Below are 24,440 nucleotides of genomic sequence, written 5' to 3' on the forward strand. Positions count from 1 at the left end.
TAATATAAAAATCATTTTTTATACAAACATAAACCTTTCAGTAACCAAACTATACATATTATTAATTTTATAATGCAAAAAATAAGTAAAATTTTAAATGAAAAATATTTATTAGTTAAATTTTAGCTAAAATAAAATAAAAGCTAATAATAACCTTAGGAGAAATCATGCCAATTTTTATGATATGTTCTACACTTTTAGCGGTAATTGTTGTTGCTTATTATATACTCAAAAAATACAATCCCATTTTTGTATTTTTTCTTTCAGGTATTATCTTGCTTATTTTTGCTTTTTACATCACAGGAACACCTATACAAAAAGCCCCGAGCAGAGAACATGCAAGCTTTTTGAATGTTTTACTTGATAGTTATGCTTTTATCACAGCGACTTTTAAAAGTCAGCTTTCTGGAGTAGGACTTATTATCATGAGTGTGGCAGGTTTTGCTGCTTATATGAAACATATCAATGCTTCGGCAAAACTTGCTTTTTTAGCAAATAAACCCTTAGGAAAAATCAAAAATAAATACTTGATTTTAAGTGGAACTTTTGTTGTTGGAATGGCTTTAAAAATCGTCATTTCTAGCTATGCTGGATTGCTTTTGCTTTTGTTAGCATGTATTTATCCTGTTTTAATCTCACTTAAAATCCGTCCTATTACAGCTGTATGTGTGCTTTCTTTAATTGCGCTTGATTATGGTCCAAAAGATGGAAATTCAATCAATATGGCAGATATGGTAGGACAAAGTGATAATGTCGTAGGGCTTTTTTTAAATTACCAAATTTATAGTGTGATTGCCTATGTTGTAGTTATTGCCATCTTGATTCCTTTTTATTTTGCTTGGATTGATAAAAGAGATAAAGAAAAAGGTGTTTTAAATGATGAAGTTGAAATTCCGCAAATCATTGATCCTAAATGCCCTACTTTTTACATACTCTTTCCTTGGTTACCTGTTGTATTTTTATTTACAGCGTATTTTTTTACTATCAAGCTTGATGTTGTAACAGCAAATTTTGTAAGCATTTCTTTAGTTTTTCTTGTTGAATTTGCAAGACACAGAAATGCTAGAAAATTAGGCGAAGATATAATGGTGATTTTAAAAGCTATGGCTGAAATTTTTATCTCAGTCGTAAGCATAATCATCGCTGCTGGAGTATTTGCTGAAGGCATTAAAGCACTTGGTGGAGTTAATATCCTTGCTAACGCGGTTTCAAATCTTGGAACAGGAAATTTTGCATGGTTTGGAATTCTTTTGAGTATAGCTATTTTAAGCTTTTTAGTTTATTTTGCCACAGTGATTATGGGAAGTGGAATTGCTGCTTTTAATGCTTTTGGCAAACTAGCTCCTGATATAGCTACAAAATTAGGCGTTGCACCTATTACTCTAGTTTTACCTATAGAAATTGCATCTTGTTTAGGTCGTGCAGCTTCACCAATAGCAGGCGGAATCATAGCTTTAGCTGGATTTGCAAAAGTAGCTCCAATGGATATTATAAAACGAACCACTCCTCTTTTACTTATCGCTATGCTTGTAAATGTACTCGTAGCCTTTTATCTAGCACAAACCAATCCTTTGCCAAAAGAACAAAACACTACAAAAATAGAACTTAAAATACAAAAATAAAGCGTATTGACGCTTTATTTTCACTCTAAAACAATACCTTCATTAATGCAAATTTCGCCGATAATAAAGGCATCTGAATTTTCTAAAACCTTACTTACATTAGAAGGATCTACAACCATTACTAAACCCACTCCCATGTTAAAGCTTCTATACATTTCGCTTTCTTCTACAGCCTGTCCTATAGTATAAAAAATTTCAGGAGTTTTAAGATGATGTTTGCGTATAGTTGCACCCATACCACGAGGTAAAACGCGTGGTAAATTTTCTACTAAACCACCCCCTGTAATATGTGCTAGAGCACTGATATAAGGCTTTAGTGTAAGAAAATCACGTACATAAATCCTTGTAGGTTCTAACAAAATATCAATTAAATTTTTACCCTCTATCTTGTCATCAAATTTTAATTTTAAACTTTCAAAAAGTACTTTTCTAGCTAAAGAATAACCATTTGAATGAAGTCCTGAACTAGGAAGTGCCAATAAAATATCACCATTTTTAACAAATTTACTTCTATCAATCTCATCTTCTTCAGCCATACCCACTGCAAAACCCGCAAGATCAAAATCATCTTTTGCATACATTCCAGGCATTTCAGCAGTTTCTCCGCCAATTAATGCACAATTTGCCATCTTACATCCCTTGGCAATACCTGATACAACAGCCTTTGCTACTTCTACTTCGAGCTTGGCTGTAGCATAATAATCTAGGAAAAACAAAGGCGTAGCAAAATTACAAATCAAATCATTCACACACATTGCTACTAAATCTTGCCCTATAGCATCATATTTTTTAGCATCAATTGCCAAGCGAAGCTTAGTACCAACCCCATCTGTTGCACCTAAAATCACAGGCTTTTTAAAACCACTTGGCATTCTAAAAGCACCAGCAAAAGAACCAATTCCACCTACAACATTATCATTAAAAGTTTCTTTAACCAAAGGTTTTATAGCCTCTACAAAGGCATTTCCATTATCTATACTTACGCCTGCATCTTCATATGAAATTTTCATTTATTTTCCTTTAAGAAGTAAAAAGGTATTTTAACGAAAAAAGTTTTAATAAGGCATAAGATGAAAAATGCTTTTTTTGTAACCGCTTCAATTGCTTGTGGTAAAAGCACTTTTATAGAAATAGCGAATTCTTTAGGCTTTAAAAGCATTAGCGCAGATAAAATCACTCATAAAATTTTAGATGAAAATGCTTTAGAACTTGAAAAGATTTTTTCTCCCTTTAGTTTAAAAAATTTACTCACAAAAGAAAAGAAAATCGATAGAAAAATCCTTGGAGAAATTGTTTTTAATAATAAAGAAGCTAAAAAAATCTTAGAAAATTTCACTCATCCTAAAATTCGAGCTAAAATTTTAGAACAAATGCAAATTCTAGATAAGGAAAATAAAGCTTTTTTTGTAGAAATTCCTCTTTTTTTTGAAAGCGGTGCTTATGAAAATTTAGGCAAAGTCATAGTAATTTACACACCTAAAGAATTAAGCCTTAAAAGAATCATGCAAAGAGATAAGCTCAGCTTAGAAGCTGCAAAAGCAAGACTTGATTCTCAAATAGATATTGAAGAAAAACTTAAAAAAGCAGATTTTATCATTAAAAATACTAATTCTTATGCCGATTTTAGGCAAGAATGTGTTAAAGTAATACAAGAAATTTCTAAAGGAAAAATGTGAAATTTTATAAATATTGTGCAAGTGGGAATGATTTTGTCATAACAAATGCTGATAGAAAAGAAGATAGAAGTGCTTTAGCTAAAGAACTTTGTAATCGTTATGAGGGTATAGGTGCGGATGGCTTTATCGTGATATTGCCTCATGAAAAATACGACTTTGAATGGGAATTTTATAATAACGATGGCTCAAGGGCTGCTATGTGTGGCAATGGCTCAAGGGCTGCGGCACATTTTGCACATCATATTAACAAAATAAATCCTAACATGAGTTTTTTAACCGGTGCAGGAGTAATAAAAGCAAAGGTAAATCAAGATAGAGTTGAAGTGTCTTTAGGCAAAATAAAAAGCGTGCAAAATACTTTTGAAGAATTAGGAAAAACTTGGCAACTTTGCGACACTGGAGTTCCACATCTAGTGCATTTTTGTCAAAATTTAGATGAATTTGATACAATGCTTTGTCAAAAAATGAGACAAAAATATAATGCCAATGTAAATTTTGTAAAAATTTTAGATGAAAATTATTTAAAAGTTCGCACCTATGAACGCGGAGTTGAAGATGAAACCTTAGCTTGTGGCACAGGAATGGGGGCTTGTTTTTATCTGGCATTTTTAAATAAAAAAGTACAAAATAAAGTTAAAATAACTCCTAAAAGTGGTGAAGAGGTGGGGTTTGCATATAAAAATGAAGAATTGTTTTTTGAAGGAAAGGTAAAGTATTGTTTTGAAGCCAATTATAATTTTTCTTAGTTTTTTTCTAATCCCACTTTTTGCTGATGATCTAAAGAGTGGATTTGGAGAGGAATATTATAAACTTGATATAGATCAAAAAAGACAAATTTTTTTTATAAAAATGAATGAAATGTTTAATCAAAGCTTTAAAAAAATTGAGCAAGAAAAAGCTTTTATCGAAGCGTTTTTTAAAGATGCTTACAAAACAGGCTTTAGGACTTCAAACCAAACAAATCTTGAAAAACTTATCATGATAAAAAACAAATATCGCATTGAAAATCTTTATGATTTTACAGAATACAAAAAACGTATTCAAAAAATTCCAAAATCCATGGGTATAGCCCAAGCTTTAGTTGAAAGTGCTACAGGTACAAGTCGCTTCGCAAGAGAAGCAAACAATCTTTTTGGAGAATGGACTTGGGGTAAGAAAGGTTTAATTCCTGATTTAAGACATCCAGATAAAAAACACAAAATTAAGATTTTTGATAGTCTGCAAGATAGTGTTGACTCTTATGTTTTAAATTTAAATCGTCATTTTGCTTATGAAAAGTTTCGCGATGCAAGATCTAAATTTAAAAGCGAAGGCAAAGAGATAACAGGGCTAGAGGCTATTAAAACTTTAGATTCTTATTCTGAACGCAAGGGATATTATATCAATCTTATTACAAAAATCATCAAACGATACAACCTTGAAAAATACGATACGAACTCAAACAACACCTAAAATCCAAGTGAAAATTTATCAAAAGATATGACTTCAAATTTAACCCCTTGTTCAAAAAAACTATCCTCGCTTGAAAGAGTGATAAAAATCACATGAAAAATTCCAAGTTCTAAAGCCTTTGGTAAAATTTTCTTAGCACGTAGTTTAATCAAATCAATATCTAAAGTTGGACTTGAAATATAAGCAATTTTAGATATTTGGCTATAAAAGTTAAAGTATTTGTTATAAAAAAATTCTTCTTTAAATTTAAACAGCTCGCTTAAAACTAAATTTTCAAATAAATGTGAAAAATCCTTTGAAATACAAAGATTATTTCTTAGGCCAAAATCTTTAAAATAAATCTTTTGAAGTTTTTTTTCATCATGTTTTAAAGTATAGATCACATAAGTATTTTCTAATTTTTTTATAGCTTGATAAACACTATCTTTTGAAGTTTTTAATCTTTTTTTGAGTTCTATAAATATCTTAGAAATACTGATTTGCTGACCCAAATTTAAAGCTAAATACTTTAAAATTTCTAATTCTAAAAGAGTGAAGCTTTGTCTTAGAAGTATGTTTTTTTCTCCAAATTTACTGCGTCCACTTTGCAAAAAAAGACCTACTAAATTATTTATAGGTAAATTTTTCTTACTTACACTAATAAATTCTTCAAAATCAAAATAATCGAGTTCAAGCTCTTCAAACCCATTTATATTTAAATCTTTTATATTTGTACTTAAGATGATGGGAATTTTAATTTTTTCTAAATTAGGGATAAAATCCAAATTATAAAGGCAAAGAATTTTAATTTGTAAATTTTCATTCAGAAAATCAGCAAGTCTTTCTAAACTTTGTTTTTCAAAGCGTGTATCATATAAATCTAAAAACAAAATTTCACTTGCTTTAAATTGAGATAAAAAATTAAAAATAAGTGTTTTTTTACCACAAAATCGTGGGCCTTTTATGATAATATTTGGTTTTGAAATTTGATTTTTTCTTTCATAACTTACTTCAAATTTAGGGTGGTTTTCATAAAAAAAATTAAGTACTTTCAATTTTATCCTTTAAAAAAGGATATTATAACCTAGTTTGTATAATTGGGGCATAAAGCCCCTTAAATTACATTTTGCAAGTATCTTGTAAAGTAGCGCCTATCATCCAAAGACTTTTTTCATATTTTGCGATATTTTCTTGCGCAAAAGCAGCTGTTGTGGTATCACTTTCTTTTTCTGCTGCTTCATTGAGTTTTTTAAATTCTGCTAAAAGATATTCATAATCTTGTTTGATCAGTTCTATGACTTCAAGCGGAGTAAAGCAATCTTTTGCAACTTTTGGACTTTTTGCATTTTCCATTAAAACTTTTTGGCAAGTGATAGCTTTTTCACCAAGTTGTAAAACTCTTTCAGCACAACTATCAAAAAGTTCTGCCATTTCTTCATAAGCTTTTTCTGTGTATTCGTGTATAGAAAAAAATTGCAAACCTTTTACATTCCAGTGATAATTATGAAATTTAACCCATAGATGATGAGCATCTGCTTGCATTTGTAATAATTGTTTTGTAACTGACATGATTGACTCCTTTTTTTTGATTTTTAAAATTATAACATAAAATTCTTAAATAATAATTATTATTAATTAATAGTTTTTATTATAATTTTAACTTAAAATCATTATACTCTTTTTTAATGAATTTTTATCAAGAATTCAATATATTTTTTAAGATTAATTTTCCAACTTCTACACCAGGTTGATCATAAGTATTAATTCCTAGCATAATACCACAAGTTGAAGTAAAAAGTTCATAATAATACATCAAATATCCCGCATGCCAAGCGTCAAGTTTTTCAAGTTCTATCACATCGACACTTAAATTTTCAGCAATTAAAGCGTGCATAGTTGCATCACATTGGGCGTTTAAAAGTTCGTGAAGATTGACTTTGTTACTTAAAGAATCTAAAAATTTAAAATGAATATCAGGGATAATAGGCGCTTTTTGAGCGTCTTTGATTTTTAAAAAAGTTACAGTTTTATTTTTAGGTCCATCCATAATGAGTTGTAAAAAACTATGCTGATCTCTTGCTCCAATGAGTGCAATAGGAGTTAAACCTATGCGTTTGTAGCCTTGCTTTTTACCTAAACTTTCAGCAATAAGCTGGATATACCATTCATTAAAGCCTTTAAAAGCATCGCTATATGAAAAAAGTACATTGATATTGGCATTTTTGTGTGTGCAATAATGATAGGCTTTTTGTAAAATTTCATCTTTTTTATGAGTAAAAAAATCTTCAAAACAAGCTTTAGCTCCTTCTAAAAGAGCTTTGGCATTATAGCCACAAAAACAAAGTGGAACTATACCTACAGCTGAAAGTATGCTAAAACGACCTCCTACATTTGCAGGGATAAAAAAGCATTTAATACCTAAATTTTCACCTTCTTGATGAAGTTTTGAATCCTTATCGGTAATAAAAACAAAGTATTTTTTTAATTCTTGCATATCAAGTTTAAAATGTTCAATAAGAAGTTTAAAAAGCGATACAACTTCTATAGTGCTACCTGTTTTACTGATGATTAAAAACAAACTTTCTTCAAGCTTGATTTTTTCTAAAGTCTTATTAAAAGAATGTGAACTTGTGTTATCGAGTATAAAAAGCTCTCTTTGGTTGCTTTTTTCATTAAAAAGCATATCACGCAAGGCTTTTACACCACAACTTGAACCTCCCATTCCCACTAAAACAATATTTTTTATGTGTTCTTTGTCTTTGATAAAAGCCAAACTCTCATCAATCAGGCTTAAGCTTGTGTCAATAAGATGATAATACCCTATATCTCCACTTTTTACCTCATCATTAATACGATTTGCATAAGAGCTTATAGTGTGAATTTCACTTTGTTTAAAAAAAAGTGTATTGTTTAACATTTACTTTTCTCGTAAAAATAATTTGTCGCCTCTACAAAGCCTTCTACACTTCCACAATCAAAGCGTTTCCCTTGAAATTTATAAGCTAAAACCATACCATTGGTTGCTTGAGTTAAAAGCGCGTCGGTAAGTTGAATTTCGCCATTTTTTCCTACTTTAGTATTTTCTAAAATTCCAAAAATATCAGGAGTTAAAATATATCTTCCTATGATAGCAAGATTACTTGGAGCTTCATCAGGACTTGGTTTTTCTATCATAGAATTAACCATGATAAGATTTTCTTCTACAAAATTTCCAGAAATTACTCCATAGTTTGAAACTTGTTCTTTTGGTACTTCCATCACAGCTATGATGGTGCAGCGATATTTTTCATAAATTTTTACCATTTGAGCCATAACATTTAAGCCTTCTTCATTGACACACAAATCATCAGCCAAAATTACGCCAAAAGCTTCATCGCCAACCAAAGGTTTACCTTTTAAAACCGCATCACCTAAGCCTTTCATTTGATTTTGTCTTGTAAAAGTAAAGGTGCAACGATTGATCAAAGAGCGAATTTCATCAAGCAAGTATTCTTTTTTTGTACCTGAAATTTGATGCTCAAGTTCATAAGAAATATCAAAATAATCCTCCAAAGCTCTTTTTCCACGCCCTGTGACAAAGCCCATATTTTCCATTCCTGCTTCCAAAGCTTCATCAACCCCATAATGGATCAAAGGCTTAGTTAAGATAGGTAACATCTCTTTAGGTAAAGTTTTTGTTGCAGGTAAAAATCTCGTCCCATAACCTGCCGCAGGGAAAATACAAGTTTGAAGCATAAAAATTTCCTTTTATTTTTTTATCATTATAGCTTATTTTTATGAATTTTTATGCAACAAGGCAAAGTTCTTTTTGCCTTGTTATTCAAACTCTGCCTTAGCTAATTTAACAATGATTTCTACTACTCCAGAATCTTCGAGCGTTGAAATATCCTGTTTGATTTCTTCACCTCTTGCTATAGTTCTTAAAATTCTTCTCATTATTTTACCACTTCTAGTTTTTGGCAAACCTGGAGTATAAAGAATTTTTTCTATTTTAGCTATAGGTCCTATTTCTACTCTTAAAATGTCATTAAGTTCTTTTAAAGTTTCTATAGCTCCGCCAAGATCACAACTGGATGCAGGACTTAAAACCACAAAAGCAAACAGTGACTCGCCCTTAATCGCATCCAAAATACTCACTACAGCTGATTCTGCTACACTTGGATGTTTAGCAATAGCGCTTTCAATTTCAGCCGTTCCTATACGATGTCCTGCAACATTAACCACATCATCTGTTCTTCCTGTGATAGTTATATAACCATTTTTATCATAAAAAGCACCATCGCCACTAAAATATACAGCTTTTCCATCTTTTCTAGCTTGAGAAAAATAACTTTCTATATAGCGTTCATCATTACCCCAAATTCCACGAATCATCGAAGGCCAAGGTTTGGTTATACAAAGCAATCCATCTTCACCTTCATTTTTTTTATTGCCTTCTTCATCAATAACTTCTGCAAAAATTCCTGGCAAAGGCAAGGTAGCACAACCTGGTTTTAAAGGAGTAGCACCTGGTAAAGGCGTGATCATATGCCCACCTGTTTCTGTTTGCCACCAAGTATCGACTATAGGACTTTTAGTTCTCCCTATTTCATCATAAAACCACTTCCAAGCACTAGGATTGATAGGCTCTCCAACCGTTCCAAGCACTTCAAGCGTACTTAAATCATATTTTCTTGGCTCATCAGGTGCATCAGCATGAAGCATTCTTATGGCAGTTGGCGAAGTGTAGAATTTGCTTATTTGATACTCTTCTATCATTCTCCACCAACGCCCAGAATTTGGATAAGTAGGAGTTCCTTCATGCATTATAGTCGTTGCTCCACATGCTAAAGGCCCATAAACTACATAAGTATGTCCTGTAATCCAACCCACATCAGCACTACACCAATAATTATCATAATCTTTAATATCAAAAACCCATTCCATAGTCATTTGTGCCCAAAGTATATATCCTGCACTTGCATGCATAACTCCTTTTGGCTTACCTGTTGATCCTGAAGTGTAAAGCAAAAACAACAAATCCTCGCTATCCATGATTTCGGGTTCACACTTATAAGACTCATTTTTCACAAGTTCGTTATAAACATAATCCCTTCCTTTAATATATTCTATAGGTTCATTATTGCGTATAACTATAAGTACTTTTTCTACACTTTCGCACCCTTCACTTAAAGCCTTATCTACTGCAGGTTTTAACATATAAGGTTTGCCACGACGAAAAGCACCATCAGCTGTTACTACAAGTTTAGCTCCTGCATCTATAATCCTATCTCGCAAAGCTTCTGGAGAAAATCCTCCAAATACCACACTATGAATAGCCCCAATCCTTGCACAAGCTAACATTACTATAGCTGTTTCTGGAATCATAGGCATATAAATTACAACCCTATCGCCTTTTTTTACTCCGAATTTTTTAAGCAAATTGGCCGCCTTGCAAGTTTCATGCAATAATCTTCTATAAGTATAAACTTCATAATCCCCCATTTCACCTTCAAAAATCAAAGCAGCTTTATTGCGTCTTGTTTTCATATGACGATCAAGACATTGATAACTTACATTTAAAGTTCCACCTTCAAACCATTTATAAAATGGAGCTTTATCCTCATTTAACACTCTTGAAAAAGGCGAAAACCACTCGATCTTCTCAAGTGCTTGTCTTTTCCAAAAACCTTCAAAATCTTCCTTGGCTTCATCGCATAAATCATAGTATTCACATAAATTTTTTATACGAGCATTACGAGAAAATTCTTTACTTGGCTTAAAAAGCTCTTGATTATTTTGATTAAGCATAAAAACTCCTTTATGGTTATTTTTAAACATTATATAAGAGTTTATTTGTATTAAATACAAATTTAAAAAATAATTAAGATAAATTTTATAAAAAATGGGAATATTTGTAATATTTTATTTAAATTTTATAATGTATGTTAATTTAAGAAACATATTGCATCTTCATAAAAATAAAGACTGAGTTCTTCGTATAATTTTAAATCGAATTTTAAAAATTCTTGTTTTTCTAAGGCAAATTCTAAAATTTTATCCATACAACTTACCCTTATAAAAACATCACTTTTCCTGCTTCTAAGTGCTATAATATAACATTTTTCTAAAATAAACTCATAATTATTTTTTGGGATATTTTTAGAATTAAAAAAAGAAATTTTATAAGGATCAATAGCAATTTTACTTGGAGGTTTTTTAAAATCTTTATATTTTTTACAATTACTAAAATCTATAAAATTACAAAATTTCACACCTTGATTTTCTAGTTCAAAAACATTAGTATTTTCAAATTCTAAAATTTCTCCACTGTGTAAATAAAGTTTTTTTTGCGCCAAAGAATCTAAAAAATGTTTATCATGACTTGCGATTAAAAAACCTGTATTGAAATTTTCATGCATTTTAAGAATAGCTTTTTTAAATAAAAGCGTAGTATTTTTATCCAAAAAAGCACTCGGTTCATCAAGTAAATAATACTTCGCTCTTACGCTTAAAGCTATAGCAAAAGCTATTTTTTGACTTTGTCCTGATGAAAGTTCATTAGGATATTTACTTAAAAGACTTTCATCTAAATTTAAACACATCAAACTTTCTTTTATGCGTTCTTCGATATTTTCTTTAATCCCATAAGTTTTTAAAGTAAATAAAAAATTTGCCCTTACACTACGATTTAACAAAATGGGCTCTGGAAAAAGCAAATAAATTTCACGCTTTTGTTTATTATTAAGTTTAAAATTTCCAAAATAAGAAATATTTTTTGAAAAATCTCCTTCTAAAAATTTTAATATTCTTAAAAATGTAGATTTTCCACTTCCATTCACTCCCATTAAGATGCTAATTTTACTTGTATCAAGTTTTAAATTTTTGATTTTTAAAACTTCTTTGTTTTGATAGTTGAAAAAAAGATTAGAAATTTCTATCATTTTATGTTCTTTTGAGTTTGTGTGTGATGAAATTTAAACAAAAGGCAATGAGGATTAAAACCAAAGCCAAAGCTATACCGCTAGCAAATTCGCCTTTGTTTGTTTCAAGTGAAATAGCTGTGGTTATGGTTCTAGTGTCGTATTTGATATTTCCACCTACTATCATCGCTACTCCTACTTCTGCTACAATGCGTCCATAAGCTAGTGCAACGACGCTAATCAAAGCAAAGCGTAATTCATAAATCATCATTAAAACAAGTTTTAAAGGACTTAGGTGAAAAGATTTTATAAGTAAAAAATGTTTTTTATTCATGTTTTCTATCAAATTTGAAAAAAGTGCGATCACTATAGGAAGCGCTAAGACAAACTGCCCTAAAATTAAAGCCTTTATAGTAAAAAGTAGTCCAAATTCCCCCAAAGGTCCTCGACTTGAAATCAGTGCATAAAGTATAAGTCCTACTGCAACTGTTGGAAAAGAGAGGCTAGTATCTATGATAAGTTTTATAAAGCGTTTGAATTTAAAATCAAAAAAGCCTAAGATAAATCCCAAAGGAAAACCTATAAGCAAAGCCAAAACTATAGAAATACTTGAGCTTAAAAGTGTAGTTTTTATAGCCGAAATTACACTTTCATCAGCATTGAAAAGTAAAAATAAAGCTTGCTTAAAACCATCAAAAATATAATCCAAAAATATCCTTTTTAAAATAAGTAATTTTAGCATAATTATGCTAAAATATTTTTTTATGTAAATTTATAAGGAGAAAAAATGAAAAAAATCATTTCTTTAGCCCTTGCTTTAGCTTTAAGTGCAAGTGCAGCAGAACTTAAAATGGCAACCACAACAAGCACTGACAATACAGGACTTTTAGATGCTCTAAAACCCCTTTATGAAAAAGAAAGTGGCAATACCTTAAAATGGGTTGCGGTAGGAACAGGTGCAGCTTTAAAAATGGGTGAAGATTGCAACGCTGATGTGCTTTTTGTGCATTCTCCAAAGGCTGAAAAAGAATTTATGAAAAAAGGCTTTGGCGTAGATAGAACTCCTGTGATGTATAATGATTTTATCATCATCGCAGATAAATCTTTAGCTTCTAAATTTAAAGGTAAAAATTTAAAAGAAAGCTTAGAACTTATCAAAAATGAAAAGCTTACTTTCATCTCAAGAGGCGATAAATCAGGCACTGATAATAAAGAAAAAAGCCTTTGGAAAAATCTTGGCGGTGTTCCTGAAAAACAAAGCTGGTATCAACAAAGCGGACAAGGTATGCTAGCAAGCATTAAAATCGCTGAAGAAAAAAAAGGTGTGATTTTAACTGATCGTGGTACCTATATCAAATATGAAGCCAATGAAAAAGGCAAACCAAACTTAGTAATCGTAAATGAAGGCGATGATAGTCTTAAAAATTTCTATTCTGTTATAGCAACAAATCCTAAGCATTGTAAAAATGTAAATTATACAGAAGCTAGCAAATTTATCAAATGGGTAACAAGTGATAAGACTTTAAATTTCATTGCTGATTTTAAACTTCTTGATAAACCTTTATTTGTAATTGATGCAAAAACAAGAAAAGACTAAAAATTAAGCAGGTTTTAACCTGCTTAAAATATCATTTTTTACTTATTGTAACTTTTTTATTTATTTTTCAAAACTTTTAGCTTATTTAAAATTCTTCTTTAGATATAATAAAATCAATAATTAAATATACAAGGTCAAATAATGTTCAAAGTGGATTTAAATAGTGATTTAGGGGAAAGTTTTGGCACCTATAAAATGGGGATGGATGAAGAAATTTTAAAATTTGTAAGCTCAGTAAATGTCGCTTGTGGCTTTCATGCGGGTGATCCTTGTGTGATGGATAAAACCTTAAATTTAGCCAAGCAAAATAGTGTTTGCATAGGAGCACACCCATCTTATCCTGATCTTTTGGGTTTTGGAAGACGCAATATGCAAATAAGCTTTGAAGAGGCTAAAAACTATGCCTTGTATCAACTAGGAGCTTTATTTGGCTTTGCTAGAGCAAAAGATATGAAAATACAGCATTTTAAAGCTCATGGAGCACTTTATAATATGGCAGCTATTGATGAAAATTTAGCCTTGGCACTTTGTGAGGCAGTGGCGAGTTTTGATGAAAATATTATTTTTCTAGGGCTTAGTAATTCTGCTATGAATGAAGCGGCTAAGAAAAAAGGTTTAAGATATGCTAATGAAGTTTTTGCAGATCGTGCTTATAATGATGATGGCACTTTAGTTTCAAGAAAATTAGAAGGAGCGTTAATACACGATGAAAATTTAGCCATCAAACGCGTGATAAAAATGATAAAAGAAAGCAAAGTTACAAGCATAAATGGCAAAGAAATTGATTTAAAAGCGGATAGTATTTGTGTTCATGGGGATAATGCAAAAGCTTTAGAATTTGTTAAAAAAATCAAAGAAAATTTAGAAAAAGAGCAAATTCAAATTTGTGCTTTGGAAAATTTTATATAGGTTTTAGCAATGTTTAGTGTGCATTTTAGCGGAAGCAAGGCTTTGCTTTTACGTTTTGAGCAAGAAATTTCACCTCAAATCAATGCCTGTGTTTTAAGTACAGAACAAAGGATACAAAAAGCCCTAAAAGAAGGTGAAATTTATGGGATTGATGAGTTAGTAAGTGCTTATGCAAGCTTGCTTATATATTTTAATCCTTGTATACTTTCTTTAAATTCTTTGCTTGATTTTTTAGAAAAAATTAAAAAGGATATTAAACTTACGGAGCAAAACTCAAGTCTTTGTATAGAAGTTCCACTTTGTTATGATGAAGAATTTGGACTGGATTTAGAATTTGTGTGCAAACACAATCAAATTTCAAAAGAAGAGCTTATATCTCTTCACACTAAGCCTTATTATCTTGTTTTTATGCTAGGTTTTATGGCAGGTTTTCCTTATCTTGGAGGTTTGGACGAAAGACTTTTTACCCCACGCCTTTCAAGCCCTAGAGCAAAAATAGAAGCTGGAAGTGTAGGCATAGCTGATAAGCAAACAGGAGTTTATCCTATATCAAGCCCAGGGGGTTGGCAAATCATTGCTAGAACACCTTTGGAATTTTTTGATAAAGAAGATGAAAAAAATCCCACTCTTTTAAAAGCGGGTATGTTTTTAAAATTTAAAGCCATTTCAAAAGATGAATTTTTCGATATCCAAGAGCAAGTTGCTAAAAAAGTCTATCAAAAGGAAATTTATGAGTATAAAAATCATTGAAGCGTCTATAAATTCAAGTTTGCAAGACTTTGGTAGAAAAAAATTTGCTAAATTTGGCATAGCAAGAAGTGGAGCTATGGATGAAGATGCTTTAAGAATGGCAAATATCTTACTTGGAAACAAACAAGATGAAGCAGGAGTTGAGCTTTGTTTAAAAGGTGGAAAATATAAATTTTTAGATGAGAATTATTTTGTTTTAAGTGGGGCTAAATTTGAAGCAAAGCTTAATAATCAAAAAATCAAAACTTATAAAGTATATAAAGCAAATAAAGGCGATATTTTAGAACTTGGTTTAGCAAAAATAGGTTTTCGTGGGTATTTATGCGTAGCGGGTGGCTTTGAAGTAAAAAGTTTTTTAAACTCTAAATCCAGCGATGCTAAAATGGGGGTTGGAATTTTTGAAGGAAGAGCTTTGCAAAAAGATGATATTCTAAATACTCATAATACTTTTATACCTTTTAATTTAGAAGCTAGAGAATGTGAAAATCCTCTTTTTAAAAGTCCTAAAGAGCCTATTATACGCGTTATTTTAGGAACAAATGAAGATGCTTTTACTCAAAAAGGCATAGATACTTTTTTAAATACTACTTATAAAGTAGGTTCAAAAAGCGATAGAATGGCAATTTACGCAGAATCTAGTGAAAGTATAGAGCATAAAAACTCAGCAGATATCATCTCAGATCCTGCGGTTTTTGGAAACATACAAGTGCCAAAAAGTGGTATTCCTATCATTTTAATGGCAGGAAGACAAAGCACAGGAGGTTATACAAAAATAGCCACGGTTATAGAAAATGATCTAAGCTTACTCGCACAAGCTAAGTTAGGTTCTAACTTTAAATTTCAAAGCATTAGTATGCAAGAAGCTTTAGAGCTTTATAAACAAAGAGAAATAAATTTTAAAGCCATGGATCAAAAAATCAATCTTGATTTTGAAAATTTGATTTAAGCTTTTTTACCATAAATATTGATAAAATATATAGCACCTATAGCCAAGGCACAACCTAACAAGGTAAGTGCATTTGGCACCTCATCTAGTATAAAATAACTACAAATTAAAGCACTAGCAGGAGTGATTAAAACAAAAGAATTTGCCTTAACACTCCCTAAAATGTGAATCCCATAATAATAAATACTAGTACCTATAATAGTTGATAAAAAAGCCACGACAAACATACTGATCCAAAATTTAAATTCAAAATGAAAAATTTCATAACTTTTTACATCAAACAATACCCAAGAAAACATTAAAACAGAAATGAGATTAATATAAAAGTTAATCGCCAAAGGGTGAGCTCCTTTGGCTTTATGATTAAACACTGCTATCAAAGCCCAAATAAAAGAACAAGTTAAAAATAAAATATTAAATTTGCCAAATAAATCTTCTAAACTCCCTAAATTTAACAAACAAAATCCAGATAATAAACCTAAAAATAAGCCTAGAATTTCACTCTTTGTGATCTTGTGAGTTGATTTTTTATCTTTTTGAAATAATATTGCTATCATAAATATCAAATAAGAAAAAATAGGAATCATAGTTGTAACCAAAACACCGCCTTTTCCAGCTAAACCATGCTTAATGGCAATAAAAAATACAAAAGTATAAAGCCCATTTAAAATTCCTGCTATCAGCACCCATTTTAAAATAGATTTTTCAAGCCTTAAAGGAATTCTTAAAAAGCCTAATACCATCAAAGAGCCTAGCAAAACAAAGAAAAAACGCCAAAAAGTAATCACAGAAGTATCAGCATAAGCTGATAAAATCTTAGAAGTAGGCCAAGATGAGCCCCATAAAAACATAGCTAAAACAAGCAAGATATACAAATACTTTGTTCGAGTCAATGTTACACCTTGAAATTTTTAAGTCAAATTTTTTTAAAAAATTTTTTTCAAGTGTAGTTCATACTCGTTTAGATATTTTTCCACTTGAGGATTTTTAATCACATCGTGGCAAATAAAAGTTGGTAAAGCACTCATTCCTAAAAACTGATTTGCTTTGTGTAAATGCAAATAAACACCATCAACCCCAACACCTTCAAAAAATTCATCTTTTTCACTAAAAGCTTCAGATGGAGCATTCCAAGTGAGAGAAAACATATATTTTTTTCCCTGTAAAAGCCCGCCTTTACCATAATTTTTAGTAGGATTTGTATGACTTCTTCCATCGCTTGCGTATAATCTTGTATGCCCTGCAGTAAATACTTCATCCATATATTTTTTAACTATCCAAGGCTCGCCCATCCACCAGCCAGGCATTTGATAAATCACTACATCAGAATTTAAAATCTTTTGAATTTCATTTTCTACATCATACCCACGATCAATATGAGTTTCATTTATATTATAATTTAATTCTTTAAGGGTTTCAACAGCAAGATTATGCAAAGTAAGATTAAGCTCACCCTTAGAATGACCGAAATTCTTTCCGCCATTAAGTAAAAGTATATTTTTCATTTTTATCCTTTTTTAAATTTTATGATACAATTATAACTTAGCATAATATCATTTTCAATACAGAAAATAAAGTAAGATACTATACTAAAGGAATGTTAAATGACTAAAGAGAATTCTCAGTGCAATTTCGAAGAATGCGGATTTAACTATACTCTAGCATTAATTAATGGAAAATATAAAATGAGTATTTTATACTGCTTATTTCGCTATGAAATCGTGCGTTATAATGAACTCAAACGCTTTTTAAGCTCCATATCTTTTAAAACTTTAACCAATACCTTAAGAGAACTAGAAAACGATGGTTTAATCATCAGAAAAGAATACGCTCAAATTCCACCCAAGGTAGAATATAGCTTATCCAAACGCGGACAAAGTTTAATTCCTATTTTACAAGCTATGTGCAAATGGGGCGAGAAAGACAAAAAGGAAAAAAATGCTTGAATTAATTGGCGAACTTTCTTTGCAAAATTATATGGGAGAATGGCTTGAAATGGCTAGAAAACCAGCCTTTTTTCAAAAATCTTGCCTAAATTCAAAGGCAAAATACGAGCTTAAATACAAAAATGGCGTTCCTTATGTAGAAATTGAGAATTTTTGCAGTAAAGAAAATGAAATTTCAAGTATAAAAGGCAAGGCAAAAATCGTTTCAAATAGGCAATTAGCAGTGAGATTTAACATCTTTATGAACCTGTTTAATAAGGTAAATTATGAAATCATTTTTGTTGATAGCGAGTATAAAGTTGCCATTGTGGGTAGTCCTGATAAAAAATATCTTTGGATCTTAGCAAGAAATATAATTGATGAAAAAAGTATAAAAGAGCTTTTAAACATCGCTAGGCAAAGGGGATTTGACATTAGCGATGTGGTTTTTAATAAGTATTAAATTATTCTTTTGTCATATCAATGACATAGCGAAATTTAGCCTTTCCTGAGGTTAGATTTTCATAAGCTTTATCGATTTCTTGCGGTGTGATAAGCTCGGTTTCTGGATAAATTTCGTGTTTTAAAGAAAAATCAAGCATTTCTTGAGTTTCAGCAATACCGCCAATTAGCGAGCCATAAACCTTTTTACCTGCCTTATGTACAAGCTCGTTTATGCCTATATTTACCTTATCTTCCACAGGTGGTAAGCCAACTATAGCCATTTCGCCACCAAATTTAAGTAAATCCAAATAAATTGCAGGATTATAAGGCGTTGGAATGGTTGAGATGATTAAATCAAAACGTTCTTTTACGGCGTTTTTATCAGCGCTTGTGTAAAATGAGCTTACACCCATAGCCAAAGCGTCGGCTTTTTTGTTTTCATTTCTAGCAAAAACGCTAACCTTTGCACCCATTTTAACAGCGTATTTTACAGCCATCATACCAAGTCCGCCAAAGCCTGCTATAGCAACGCTTGAGCCTTCTTTTATCTTAGAAAATTTTAAAGGAGAGTAAGTAGTAATGCCCGCACAAAGCAAAGGCGCAACCTTATGCATCGGTGCATTTTTTGGTACACAAATGGCAAATTTTTCACTTACAACTATGTTGTTTGAGTAGCCCCCATAAGTGTTTTCATTGCCGTGAAATACATCACAACTATTGTAAGTAAAGATGGTTTTGCCATTTTCGCAAAACTGCTCTTGTGAGCGTTTGCAAGCATCGCACTCACCACATGAATTTACCATACAACCAACCCCTGCGTAATCTCCTACTTTAAATTTACTCACATTTTTACCCACAGCGATAACTTCTCCTGCTATCTCATGCCCAGGCACGCAAGGATAAGTAGCTTTTCCCCACTCGCTTCTTGCGGTGTGAATATCGCTATGACAAATGCCTGCATATAGGATTTTAATCAAAATATCATTATCGCCAATGGCGTGGCGGCTAAATTCAAAGGGTGTAAATTTCGCATCTTTACTAAGCATTGCATAGCCTTTACTTGCGATGCGATTGTTTTCTAAAATTTTGTATTGCATTTTTGCTCCTTTTTTGATTTTTTATAATTATAAAACATTAGAGTAGCTATAAGTCAAGAGTGAAAATAATTTTTTAAAAATTAGAATAAATACTTGATGTGTTAAAATTTTTTGATTTTTTAACGTATTTTTTTATAATGTTAAAAATCTTTAGAAATTTTAAAATATAAAAGAATTTATACCGCCAAAGCTACTTCTAAATATAGAGAAAATGTGTGATAAAGAAGCGATTTTAAATGAATGAAATATATAAAATAAAACAAATTTTTATAGCGAAGATTTCTTAGAGCTTTTATTTTCTTATCCTTAAACAAGGATAGAATTTTAATAAAATATTAAAATATCTTAAAATTTATGAAAATTTAATATTTTTAAAGTATATCAAAATGGATAAAAATCATTATTATATAAATATAAAACTTTTAAGATTTTTTAAAAAGGAATTTTTAGATGCAAAGCGAAAAAAGAATTTTAGAAAAAATTAAAAATATTGCTTTTATTTATAAACAAATTCGTCTTATAACACTTGAAGGTTCAAGAGTAAATAAGAAAGCTAAAAAGGATAAATATCAAGATTATGATATTTCATTTTTTCTAAAATCTAAAAATTTGAGAAAATTATTAAACCTAAACAAAAGCAAAGATATCAAAAAAGCAAAATTACCTAAATTTATTAAAAATTTTGGAAAAATTTTATTTTATCAAGCGCCTGAAAGCTTTGAATTCTATAAAGCTGATTTGCCTAAAAATTGGGTGAGTTTTTTGGTAATTTTTAAAAATGGAGTGAGAATAGACTTTAAATTTATCCCCTTAAAATCATTGAAACATTATTATAAATTTGAACCTTTAAGTAAAGCGCTTATAGATAAAGATCAAAGATTTAAGAAAACTCAAAACAAGAATGTTTTTTGCATTAAGAAACCAACAGAAAAAGATTTTGATGAAATATGCAATGAGTTTTATTTTACTTTTACAAAATTAGAAAAAGCTCTTTTAAGAAAACAATTTATAATGTCAAATTATTTGTTAAATTCTATGCGTGAAACACTTTTTGATATGCTTAGTTTTAAAGTCGGACTTAAATTTGGTTTTGAAATTTGGCTAGGTAAACAAAATACTGATATTCTAAATTTTTTAAAGCAAAAAGAAATAAAAATTATCTTAAATTCTTTTAATACTACTTCACTTGAACAAATTGAAAAAACAAGAAAAAAGCTTGAAAATTTATTTCACAAAAACACCAAATTTGTAGCAAAAAAGAATGACTTTAAGCTTTTTTCTTATCGAAAAAATGTAAAAAAATATTGCAAAATTTTAAGAAAATTGTAAAGTTATTTTATTCTTCTTTAATAAAAACTACTTTTATTTCGCATTTTTATAGTCTTTAAGTTTTTTTAAACTGATATATTTAAAAATAAGTGTAATTTATACTAAAGTAAAATATTTTAACTTATACTTTGCACTTTAACTTTCCTTTTTTATCAAAAATCTTTATCTAAAACATATTTTTTATCTATTAGAAATGACTTTTTTAGTTTCTTATTTTCTTCTTTTTTGCTTTGTATATAATATACATCTTTTGCATCTGAAAGAATATATAAATCTTTTACTTTTAAACCTTCTTCATTTTCAATAAAGCTGATATTATTATCTAATAATTTATTTTTTACAATTTTATTTTTACTTAGTGTCATTTCTTCTACCTTAAAATTGCCTATTTTCAAATAAGAAGTGATATTTTCATTTAAAAACATAATAGATAAAAATAAGATAATAGTGTTAATCAAAACAAAAAATTTAAAACTTTTAAAGTCTTTAAAACACAATTGAAGACTAAAAAATATAAAAATAATTAAATGACCAATACCCAGATAAATACAATTAACTTCTTGAGATTTGATGATGATAAAAATACTAACAATGATCATAGATACATACATAATAAATATTAATATGGTTTGTAGCATAAAAGTTTCTATTTTATTTAATGAAATTCTATATTCTCTCCCAAAAAAATATAATGCACCATTTGCAACTATAAATACAATAACAATAGATATTAATAATAATATATTAGGTTTCTGTAATGTGATAAAAGTGATAATGGATGAAGCAACATAAATTATAAAAGGGATTCTTTTTGGTATTTTAAAATATTGTTTATATAGTTCTCTTGAAAAAGAAAATATTCCCATGTAGAAAAAACTAAAAATTCCTCCAAATAAAACTCCTGTAATCGCCAAAGCAGTTGCCTTTTGGCTATCCAAAAAAGGAATGGTTTTTGTTTGCAAAGAATGTAGAATGAGTATAAAAATAATTATGGAAAATCCAGCCAAAATTGCAACTTGAAATAAATCTTTTGAAGTTTGCAAAATTGATTTTGAAAGTTTAATAAAATCTTTTTTATCTTTTCTTATTTCATAACGTTCCTCATATTTTTTAAATTCAACTTTAGAATTAAACTCAAGCTCTTTTAACTCTGGTTTGGAAATATTTATCATATATAAATCAAAATAAAAATAAATTTCATCTTCTAAATCATCAAATTCTTGGGGATTATTTTTAAATTTTTCATATTCTAAATTTTCAAAAAATAAAATTTCTTTTTTTATCAATTTTTCTAATTTTATATTTATTTCTTTTATATTTTTACAATTTGTAATTTCATAATTGCTTCTTTCCTTTTCAAGTTTTTTTATCAATTCTTGACATTCTTGTAATCTTTTTTCTTTTATATTTAATAAAGTTTTAAATTCCATTTTTTAATCCTTTCATTCAATAAAAATGCAACATAAATTTTTAACATAAAAAATTATAAAGTCAAGCTATCTAACACAGCAATTGCATTTAAAGCCCTTGGATAACCGATATAAGGAATAAGAGCTGCAATGATATTTAGCAAATCTTTTCTACTTTGTCCCATGTTAAGATTACCTTGTATATGGGCTTTTACTTGATTATCTAGCCCACCAAGTGAGATAAGATATACAAGGGTTAAAAGCTCCCTAGTTTTTAGATCAAGTCCTGTGCGTGTATAGTAGTCTCCAAAACAATTCGCACTCAAAAAATCATTTATAAAAGCTTTATCTTCTAGGGTAGATTCTATCATTTAGTGATATTGGCTTCACCAAAAATAGCATTTTGTATTTCCCTGCCTTTTATTTTGCGATTTTCTTGCGTAGTGGTGTCTTGTGAAGTCAAAGATAAGGCAATATTTAGTTTTTTAAATGCTTTATTACAAAGACTTAAAAAATCACATACTCTAGCAAAACCCACATAAGGCGTAGCTTGATAAATCACTTCTTTGATGACAATAGGACTTATATCGTTCTTGATTGCACCTTTAAGTAAAGCTTTAAACTCTATTTTTCCACCTATTGCTAAAGTAGAAGCAAGGGTGATTAAAAAATATTTTTGTGTATCCAAATTTGCTTTTACAAAACTCTCGCCAAAAGTAAAATTTATGTGATTGATAAAATGCTCTTTATCACTTGCAAAAAGTTGATCCTTTTTTGCTCCTCCTAAGAGTTTTTCAAAAATTTCTCTTGCTTTTTGTCTTAATTGCATGGTTTTATCCTTGGTGGTTTTTAAAGTTTGTGAAAAAAGAGCATTTAAAATACTTCAAAAACATAAAAGTTTTTATAAAAATTTTGTGTTTTATTTACAAATTTCTTTTACTCTCTTGCTTCTTTTAAGGCATTTTCATATTCTTCATCGCTTACAAGCTCAAGCCATTCTACATTTTTACCCTCTTTCTCGCCTGTAAGTGCTATGTGTGCTCCACTACTTGTATTAGTCGCACCATGAAAATGTTTTACTCCTATAGGACAGCTTATCACATCGCCTTTTTTAGCAATAAATGCTTTTTGCCCTGGAACTTTTGTGATGATTTCGCCCTCTGTTACGATTAAGGTTTGTCCTTGAGGATGTGTATGCCATGCACTTCTAGCACTAGCTTCAAATTCAACCAAAGCTCCACTAAAATTTCTCCACTCATTTGATTTAAACATCATAGAAACTTTTACATTTTTGCTAAAAAATTTACTATCGCCTTTAAAACTTCCATGAATTCCTTTACTTTCAAGTTCTTGCATTTACACTCCTTTAACAAAACTACATAAAATCATTATAAGAAATAAACCAAACTTTCTATTTCCCAACTCTAAGAGCAGCTTCACCGGCATAGCGATCCCCTTTGATTTTTATTTTATCCAAGATACTCTTTAAATGATTTAATTCTTCTTGAGTAAAATCAATATTAACAGCGTTAATGTTTTCTTCTAACCTTTGCAAATTTGTTGTTCCAAAAATAGGCACAATAAATGTTTTTTGTGCTAAAACCCAAGCAAGAGCAATTTGTGCTAAAGTAGCATTTTTAGCTTTTGCTATATCTTCTAATGCATAAACTAAATCCAAATTAGCTTTTAAATTCTCGCTTTTAAAACGTGGAACTTGCGATCTAAAATCATTATTTTCAAAAGTAGAATTTGCATTAAATTTACCTGCTAAAAATCCTTTTCCTAAAGGAGAAAAAGGAACAAAACCTATATTTAATTCTTCCAAAACTTTTAAAAGTTCTTTTTCTGGTTCTCTCCACCATAAAGAATACTCACTTTGAACCGCACTAAGCGGAAATACTGCATGAGCTTTTTTAATGCTTTGCACTCCTGCTTCACTCATACCCCAAGCTTTAATTTTTCCTTCTTTATAAAACTCGCTCATTAAGTTAGCAACTTCTTCAACTGGAACATTTGTATCAACTCTGTGTTGATAATAAAGATCAATACAATCCGTTTGCAAACGCTTCAAACTACCTTCTAAACTTTGTCTGATTTTATTAAGCGTGCTATCAACAATTTGCTTAGCACCCTCAATTCTAACACCAAATTTTGTTGCTAATATTACTTCATTTCTAAAAGGTTTTATTGCTTTACCTACTAATTCTTCATTAACAAAAGGACCATAAACTTCGGCTGTATCAAAAAAATCAATACCAAGATCCTTTGCCCTATGAATGAGTGTTATCATCTCTTTTTCATCTTTAGCTTCTCCATAACCAAAGCTCATTCCCATACAACCAAGTCCTAAGACACTTACTTCCAAATTTCTTAATTTTCCTTTTTGCATTTGTTTTTCCTTTT

The 24,440-nt window shown here is 29.9% G+C and carries 25 protein-coding genes and 2 pseudogenes; 12 read left to right on the plus strand and 15 right to left on the minus strand.

Features of this window, described 5'->3' with window-relative positions; all coding sequences use genetic code 11:
- Positions 1–167: 167 nt before the first annotated feature.
- Entirely contained in the window at positions 168–1,622 is a 1,455-nt protein-coding gene (gene dcuC, locus ELQ07_RS05495) for a C4-dicarboxylate transporter DcuC (protein WP_057042708.1), read from the plus strand.
- Positions 1,623–1,642: 20 nt separating this feature from the next.
- Here the strand turns inward: dcuC and purM are convergent, their stop codons facing one another.
- A complete protein-coding gene (gene purM, locus ELQ07_RS05500) occupies positions 1,643–2,632 on the minus strand; it encodes a phosphoribosylformylglycinamidine cyclo-ligase (RefSeq protein ID WP_057042709.1) in 990 nt (329 codons plus the stop codon).
- 60 nt (positions 2,633–2,692) lie between these two features.
- Here purM and coaE point away from each other — a divergent pair, with 60 nt between their 5' ends.
- From coaE to ELQ07_RS05515, 3 genes are read left to right on the plus strand one after another with little or no spacing between them, the layout of a single operon-like run.
- Positions 2,693–3,298, plus strand: coding sequence for a dephospho-CoA kinase (gene coaE, locus ELQ07_RS05505; protein WP_057042710.1), 606 nt, complete (start codon positions 2,693–2,695; stop codon positions 3,296–3,298).
- Positions 3,295–4,044: a diaminopimelate epimerase gene (gene dapF / locus ELQ07_RS05510; protein ID WP_057042711.1), complete on the plus strand. Its 750-nt coding sequence runs from the start codon at positions 3,295–3,297 to the stop codon at positions 4,042–4,044. The genes coaE and dapF overlap by 4 nt, the downstream gene beginning before the upstream one ends.
- On the plus strand, positions 4,019–4,750 hold the full coding sequence (locus ELQ07_RS05515) for a glucosaminidase domain-containing protein (protein WP_057042712.1): 732 nt from the start codon (positions 4,019–4,021) through the stop codon (positions 4,748–4,750). The genes dapF and ELQ07_RS05515 overlap by 26 nt, the downstream gene beginning before the upstream one ends.
- On the opposite strand, the gene ELQ07_RS05520 is transcribed toward ELQ07_RS05515, so the two are convergent.
- The 7 genes from ELQ07_RS05520 to tupB all read right to left on the minus strand — a co-directional run bounded on the left by ELQ07_RS05520 (position 4,747) and on the right by tupB (position 12,340).
- Positions 4,747–5,784 carry an ATP-binding protein gene (locus ELQ07_RS05520; RefSeq protein WP_002892926.1) on the minus strand — a complete coding sequence of 346 codons (1,038 nt, stop codon included), beginning with the start codon at positions 5,782–5,784 and terminating at the stop codon, positions 4,747–4,749. The two genes, ELQ07_RS05515 and ELQ07_RS05520, sit on opposite strands and share 4 nt — an antisense overlap.
- 64 nt (positions 5,785–5,848) lie before the next feature.
- Positions 5,849–6,298, minus strand: coding sequence for a Dps family protein (locus ELQ07_RS05525; RefSeq protein WP_057042713.1), 450 nt, complete (start codon positions 6,296–6,298; stop codon positions 5,849–5,851).
- A gap of 127 nt (positions 6,299–6,425) precedes the next feature.
- A complete protein-coding gene (locus ELQ07_RS05530) occupies positions 6,426–7,646 on the minus strand; it encodes a glucose-6-phosphate isomerase (RefSeq protein ID WP_052799596.1) in 1,221 nt (406 codons plus the stop codon).
- Entirely contained in the window at positions 7,640–8,464 is an 825-nt protein-coding gene (gene galU / locus ELQ07_RS05535) for a UTP--glucose-1-phosphate uridylyltransferase GalU (protein WP_070287187.1), read from the minus strand. Before galU ends, ELQ07_RS05530 begins: the two co-directional genes overlap by 7 nt.
- 81 nt (positions 8,465–8,545) lie before the next feature.
- Positions 8,546–10,519, minus strand: coding sequence for an acetate--CoA ligase (gene acs / locus ELQ07_RS05540; RefSeq protein ID WP_070241107.1), 1,974 nt, complete (start codon positions 10,517–10,519; stop codon positions 8,546–8,548).
- 137 nt (positions 10,520–10,656) lie between these two features.
- Positions 10,657–11,652 (minus strand): tungstate ABC transporter ATP-binding protein TupC, encoded by a 996-nt coding sequence (gene tupC / locus ELQ07_RS05545; RefSeq protein ID WP_002877295.1) that lies wholly within the window; start codon positions 11,650–11,652, stop codon positions 10,657–10,659.
- A 1-nt stretch (position 11,653) separates the two neighbouring features.
- A complete protein-coding gene (gene tupB / locus ELQ07_RS05550; RefSeq protein WP_002877293.1) occupies positions 11,654–12,340 on the minus strand; it encodes a tungstate ABC transporter permease TupB in 687 nt (228 codons plus the stop codon).
- Between the two features lie 78 nt (positions 12,341–12,418).
- Between tupB and tupA the strand changes: the two genes are divergently transcribed.
- The 4 genes from tupA to ELQ07_RS05570 all read left to right on the plus strand — a co-directional run bounded on the left by tupA (position 12,419) and on the right by ELQ07_RS05570 (position 15,833).
- A complete protein-coding gene (gene tupA / locus ELQ07_RS05555) occupies positions 12,419–13,228 on the plus strand; it encodes a tungstate ABC transporter substrate-binding protein TupA (RefSeq protein WP_002882425.1) in 810 nt (269 codons plus the stop codon).
- Between the two features lie 141 nt (positions 13,229–13,369).
- Positions 13,370–14,137 carry a LamB/YcsF family protein gene (locus tag ELQ07_RS05560; protein ID WP_070316791.1) on the plus strand — a complete coding sequence of 256 codons (768 nt, stop codon included), beginning with the start codon at positions 13,370–13,372 and terminating at the stop codon, positions 14,135–14,137.
- 9 nt (positions 14,138–14,146) lie between these two features.
- Entirely contained in the window at positions 14,147–14,887 is a 741-nt protein-coding gene (gene pxpB / locus ELQ07_RS05565; protein ID WP_070316790.1) for a 5-oxoprolinase subunit PxpB, read from the plus strand.
- Positions 14,868–15,833 (plus strand): biotin-dependent carboxyltransferase family protein, encoded by a 966-nt coding sequence (locus ELQ07_RS05570; RefSeq protein ID WP_134224851.1) that lies wholly within the window; start codon positions 14,868–14,870, stop codon positions 15,831–15,833. The genes pxpB and ELQ07_RS05570 overlap by 20 nt, the downstream gene beginning before the upstream one ends.
- On the opposite strand, the gene ELQ07_RS05575 is transcribed toward ELQ07_RS05570, so the two are convergent.
- Positions 15,830–16,726, minus strand: coding sequence for a DMT family transporter (locus tag ELQ07_RS05575; protein ID WP_002921812.1), 897 nt, complete (start codon positions 16,724–16,726; stop codon positions 15,830–15,832). The genes ELQ07_RS05570 and ELQ07_RS05575 overlap by 4 nt on opposite strands.
- Before the next feature lie 33 nt (positions 16,727–16,759).
- On the minus strand, positions 16,760–17,338 hold the full coding sequence (locus tag ELQ07_RS05580) for an NAD(P)H-dependent oxidoreductase (protein WP_070316788.1): 579 nt from the start codon (positions 17,336–17,338) through the stop codon (positions 16,760–16,762).
- A gap of 99 nt (positions 17,339–17,437) precedes the next feature.
- Here ELQ07_RS05580 and ELQ07_RS05585 point away from each other — a divergent pair, with 99 nt between their 5' ends.
- Positions 17,438–17,779 carry a helix-turn-helix domain-containing protein gene (locus ELQ07_RS05585; RefSeq protein ID WP_002867086.1) on the plus strand — a complete coding sequence of 114 codons (342 nt, stop codon included), beginning with the start codon at positions 17,438–17,440 and terminating at the stop codon, positions 17,777–17,779.
- Positions 17,772–18,221 (plus strand): lipocalin family protein, encoded by a 450-nt coding sequence (locus ELQ07_RS05590; RefSeq protein WP_070316787.1) that lies wholly within the window; start codon positions 17,772–17,774, stop codon positions 18,219–18,221. Before ELQ07_RS05585 ends, ELQ07_RS05590 begins: the two co-directional genes overlap by 8 nt.
- Before the next feature lies 1 nt (position 18,222).
- Here the strand turns inward: ELQ07_RS05590 and ELQ07_RS05595 are convergent, their stop codons facing one another.
- Complete coding sequence (locus tag ELQ07_RS05595) at positions 18,223–19,299, minus strand: NAD(P)-dependent alcohol dehydrogenase (RefSeq protein ID WP_088303958.1); 1,077 nt, start codon at positions 19,297–19,299, stop codon at positions 18,223–18,225.
- A gap of 253 nt (positions 19,300–19,552) precedes the next feature.
- On the opposite strand from ELQ07_RS05595, the pseudogene ELQ07_RS08435 reads away from it, so the two are divergent.
- A pseudogene (locus tag ELQ07_RS08435) lies at positions 19,553–19,784 on the plus strand (hypothetical protein); the annotation flags it as partial.
- On the plus strand, positions 19,750–20,628 hold the full coding sequence (locus ELQ07_RS05600) for an aminoglycoside 6-adenylyltransferase (protein ID WP_134224852.1): 879 nt from the start codon (positions 19,750–19,752) through the stop codon (positions 20,626–20,628). The pseudogene ELQ07_RS08435 and the gene ELQ07_RS05600, both read left to right, overlap by 35 nt.
- Before the next feature lie 152 nt (positions 20,629–20,780).
- Here the strand turns inward: ELQ07_RS05600 and ELQ07_RS05605 are convergent, their stop codons facing one another.
- The 4 genes and pseudogenes from ELQ07_RS05605 to ELQ07_RS05620 form a co-directional block, all read right to left on the minus strand.
- Positions 20,781–21,800, minus strand: a complete 1,020-nt coding sequence (locus ELQ07_RS05605) for a hypothetical protein (RefSeq protein ID WP_243832736.1) — start codon at positions 21,798–21,800, stop codon at positions 20,781–20,783.
- A 311-nt stretch (positions 21,801–22,111) separates the two neighbouring features.
- A pseudogene (locus ELQ07_RS05610) lies at positions 22,112–22,866 on the minus strand (carboxymuconolactone decarboxylase family protein).
- A 107-nt stretch (positions 22,867–22,973) separates the two neighbouring features.
- The gene (locus ELQ07_RS05615) at positions 22,974–23,393 is read right to left on the minus strand and encodes a cupin domain-containing protein (protein WP_070247970.1); all 420 of its coding nucleotides are present in this window, start codon (positions 23,391–23,393) and stop codon (positions 22,974–22,976) included.
- 55 nt (positions 23,394–23,448) lie between these two features.
- Positions 23,449–24,426, minus strand: a complete 978-nt coding sequence (locus ELQ07_RS05620) for an aldo/keto reductase (protein WP_134224853.1) — start codon at positions 24,424–24,426, stop codon at positions 23,449–23,451.
- Between the last annotated feature and the right edge of the window lie 14 nt (positions 24,427–24,440).

This window comes from Campylobacter sp. US55 (assembly GCF_004378955.1).
GTDB lineage: Bacteria > Campylobacterota > Campylobacteria > Campylobacterales > Campylobacteraceae > Campylobacter_D > Campylobacter_D jejuni.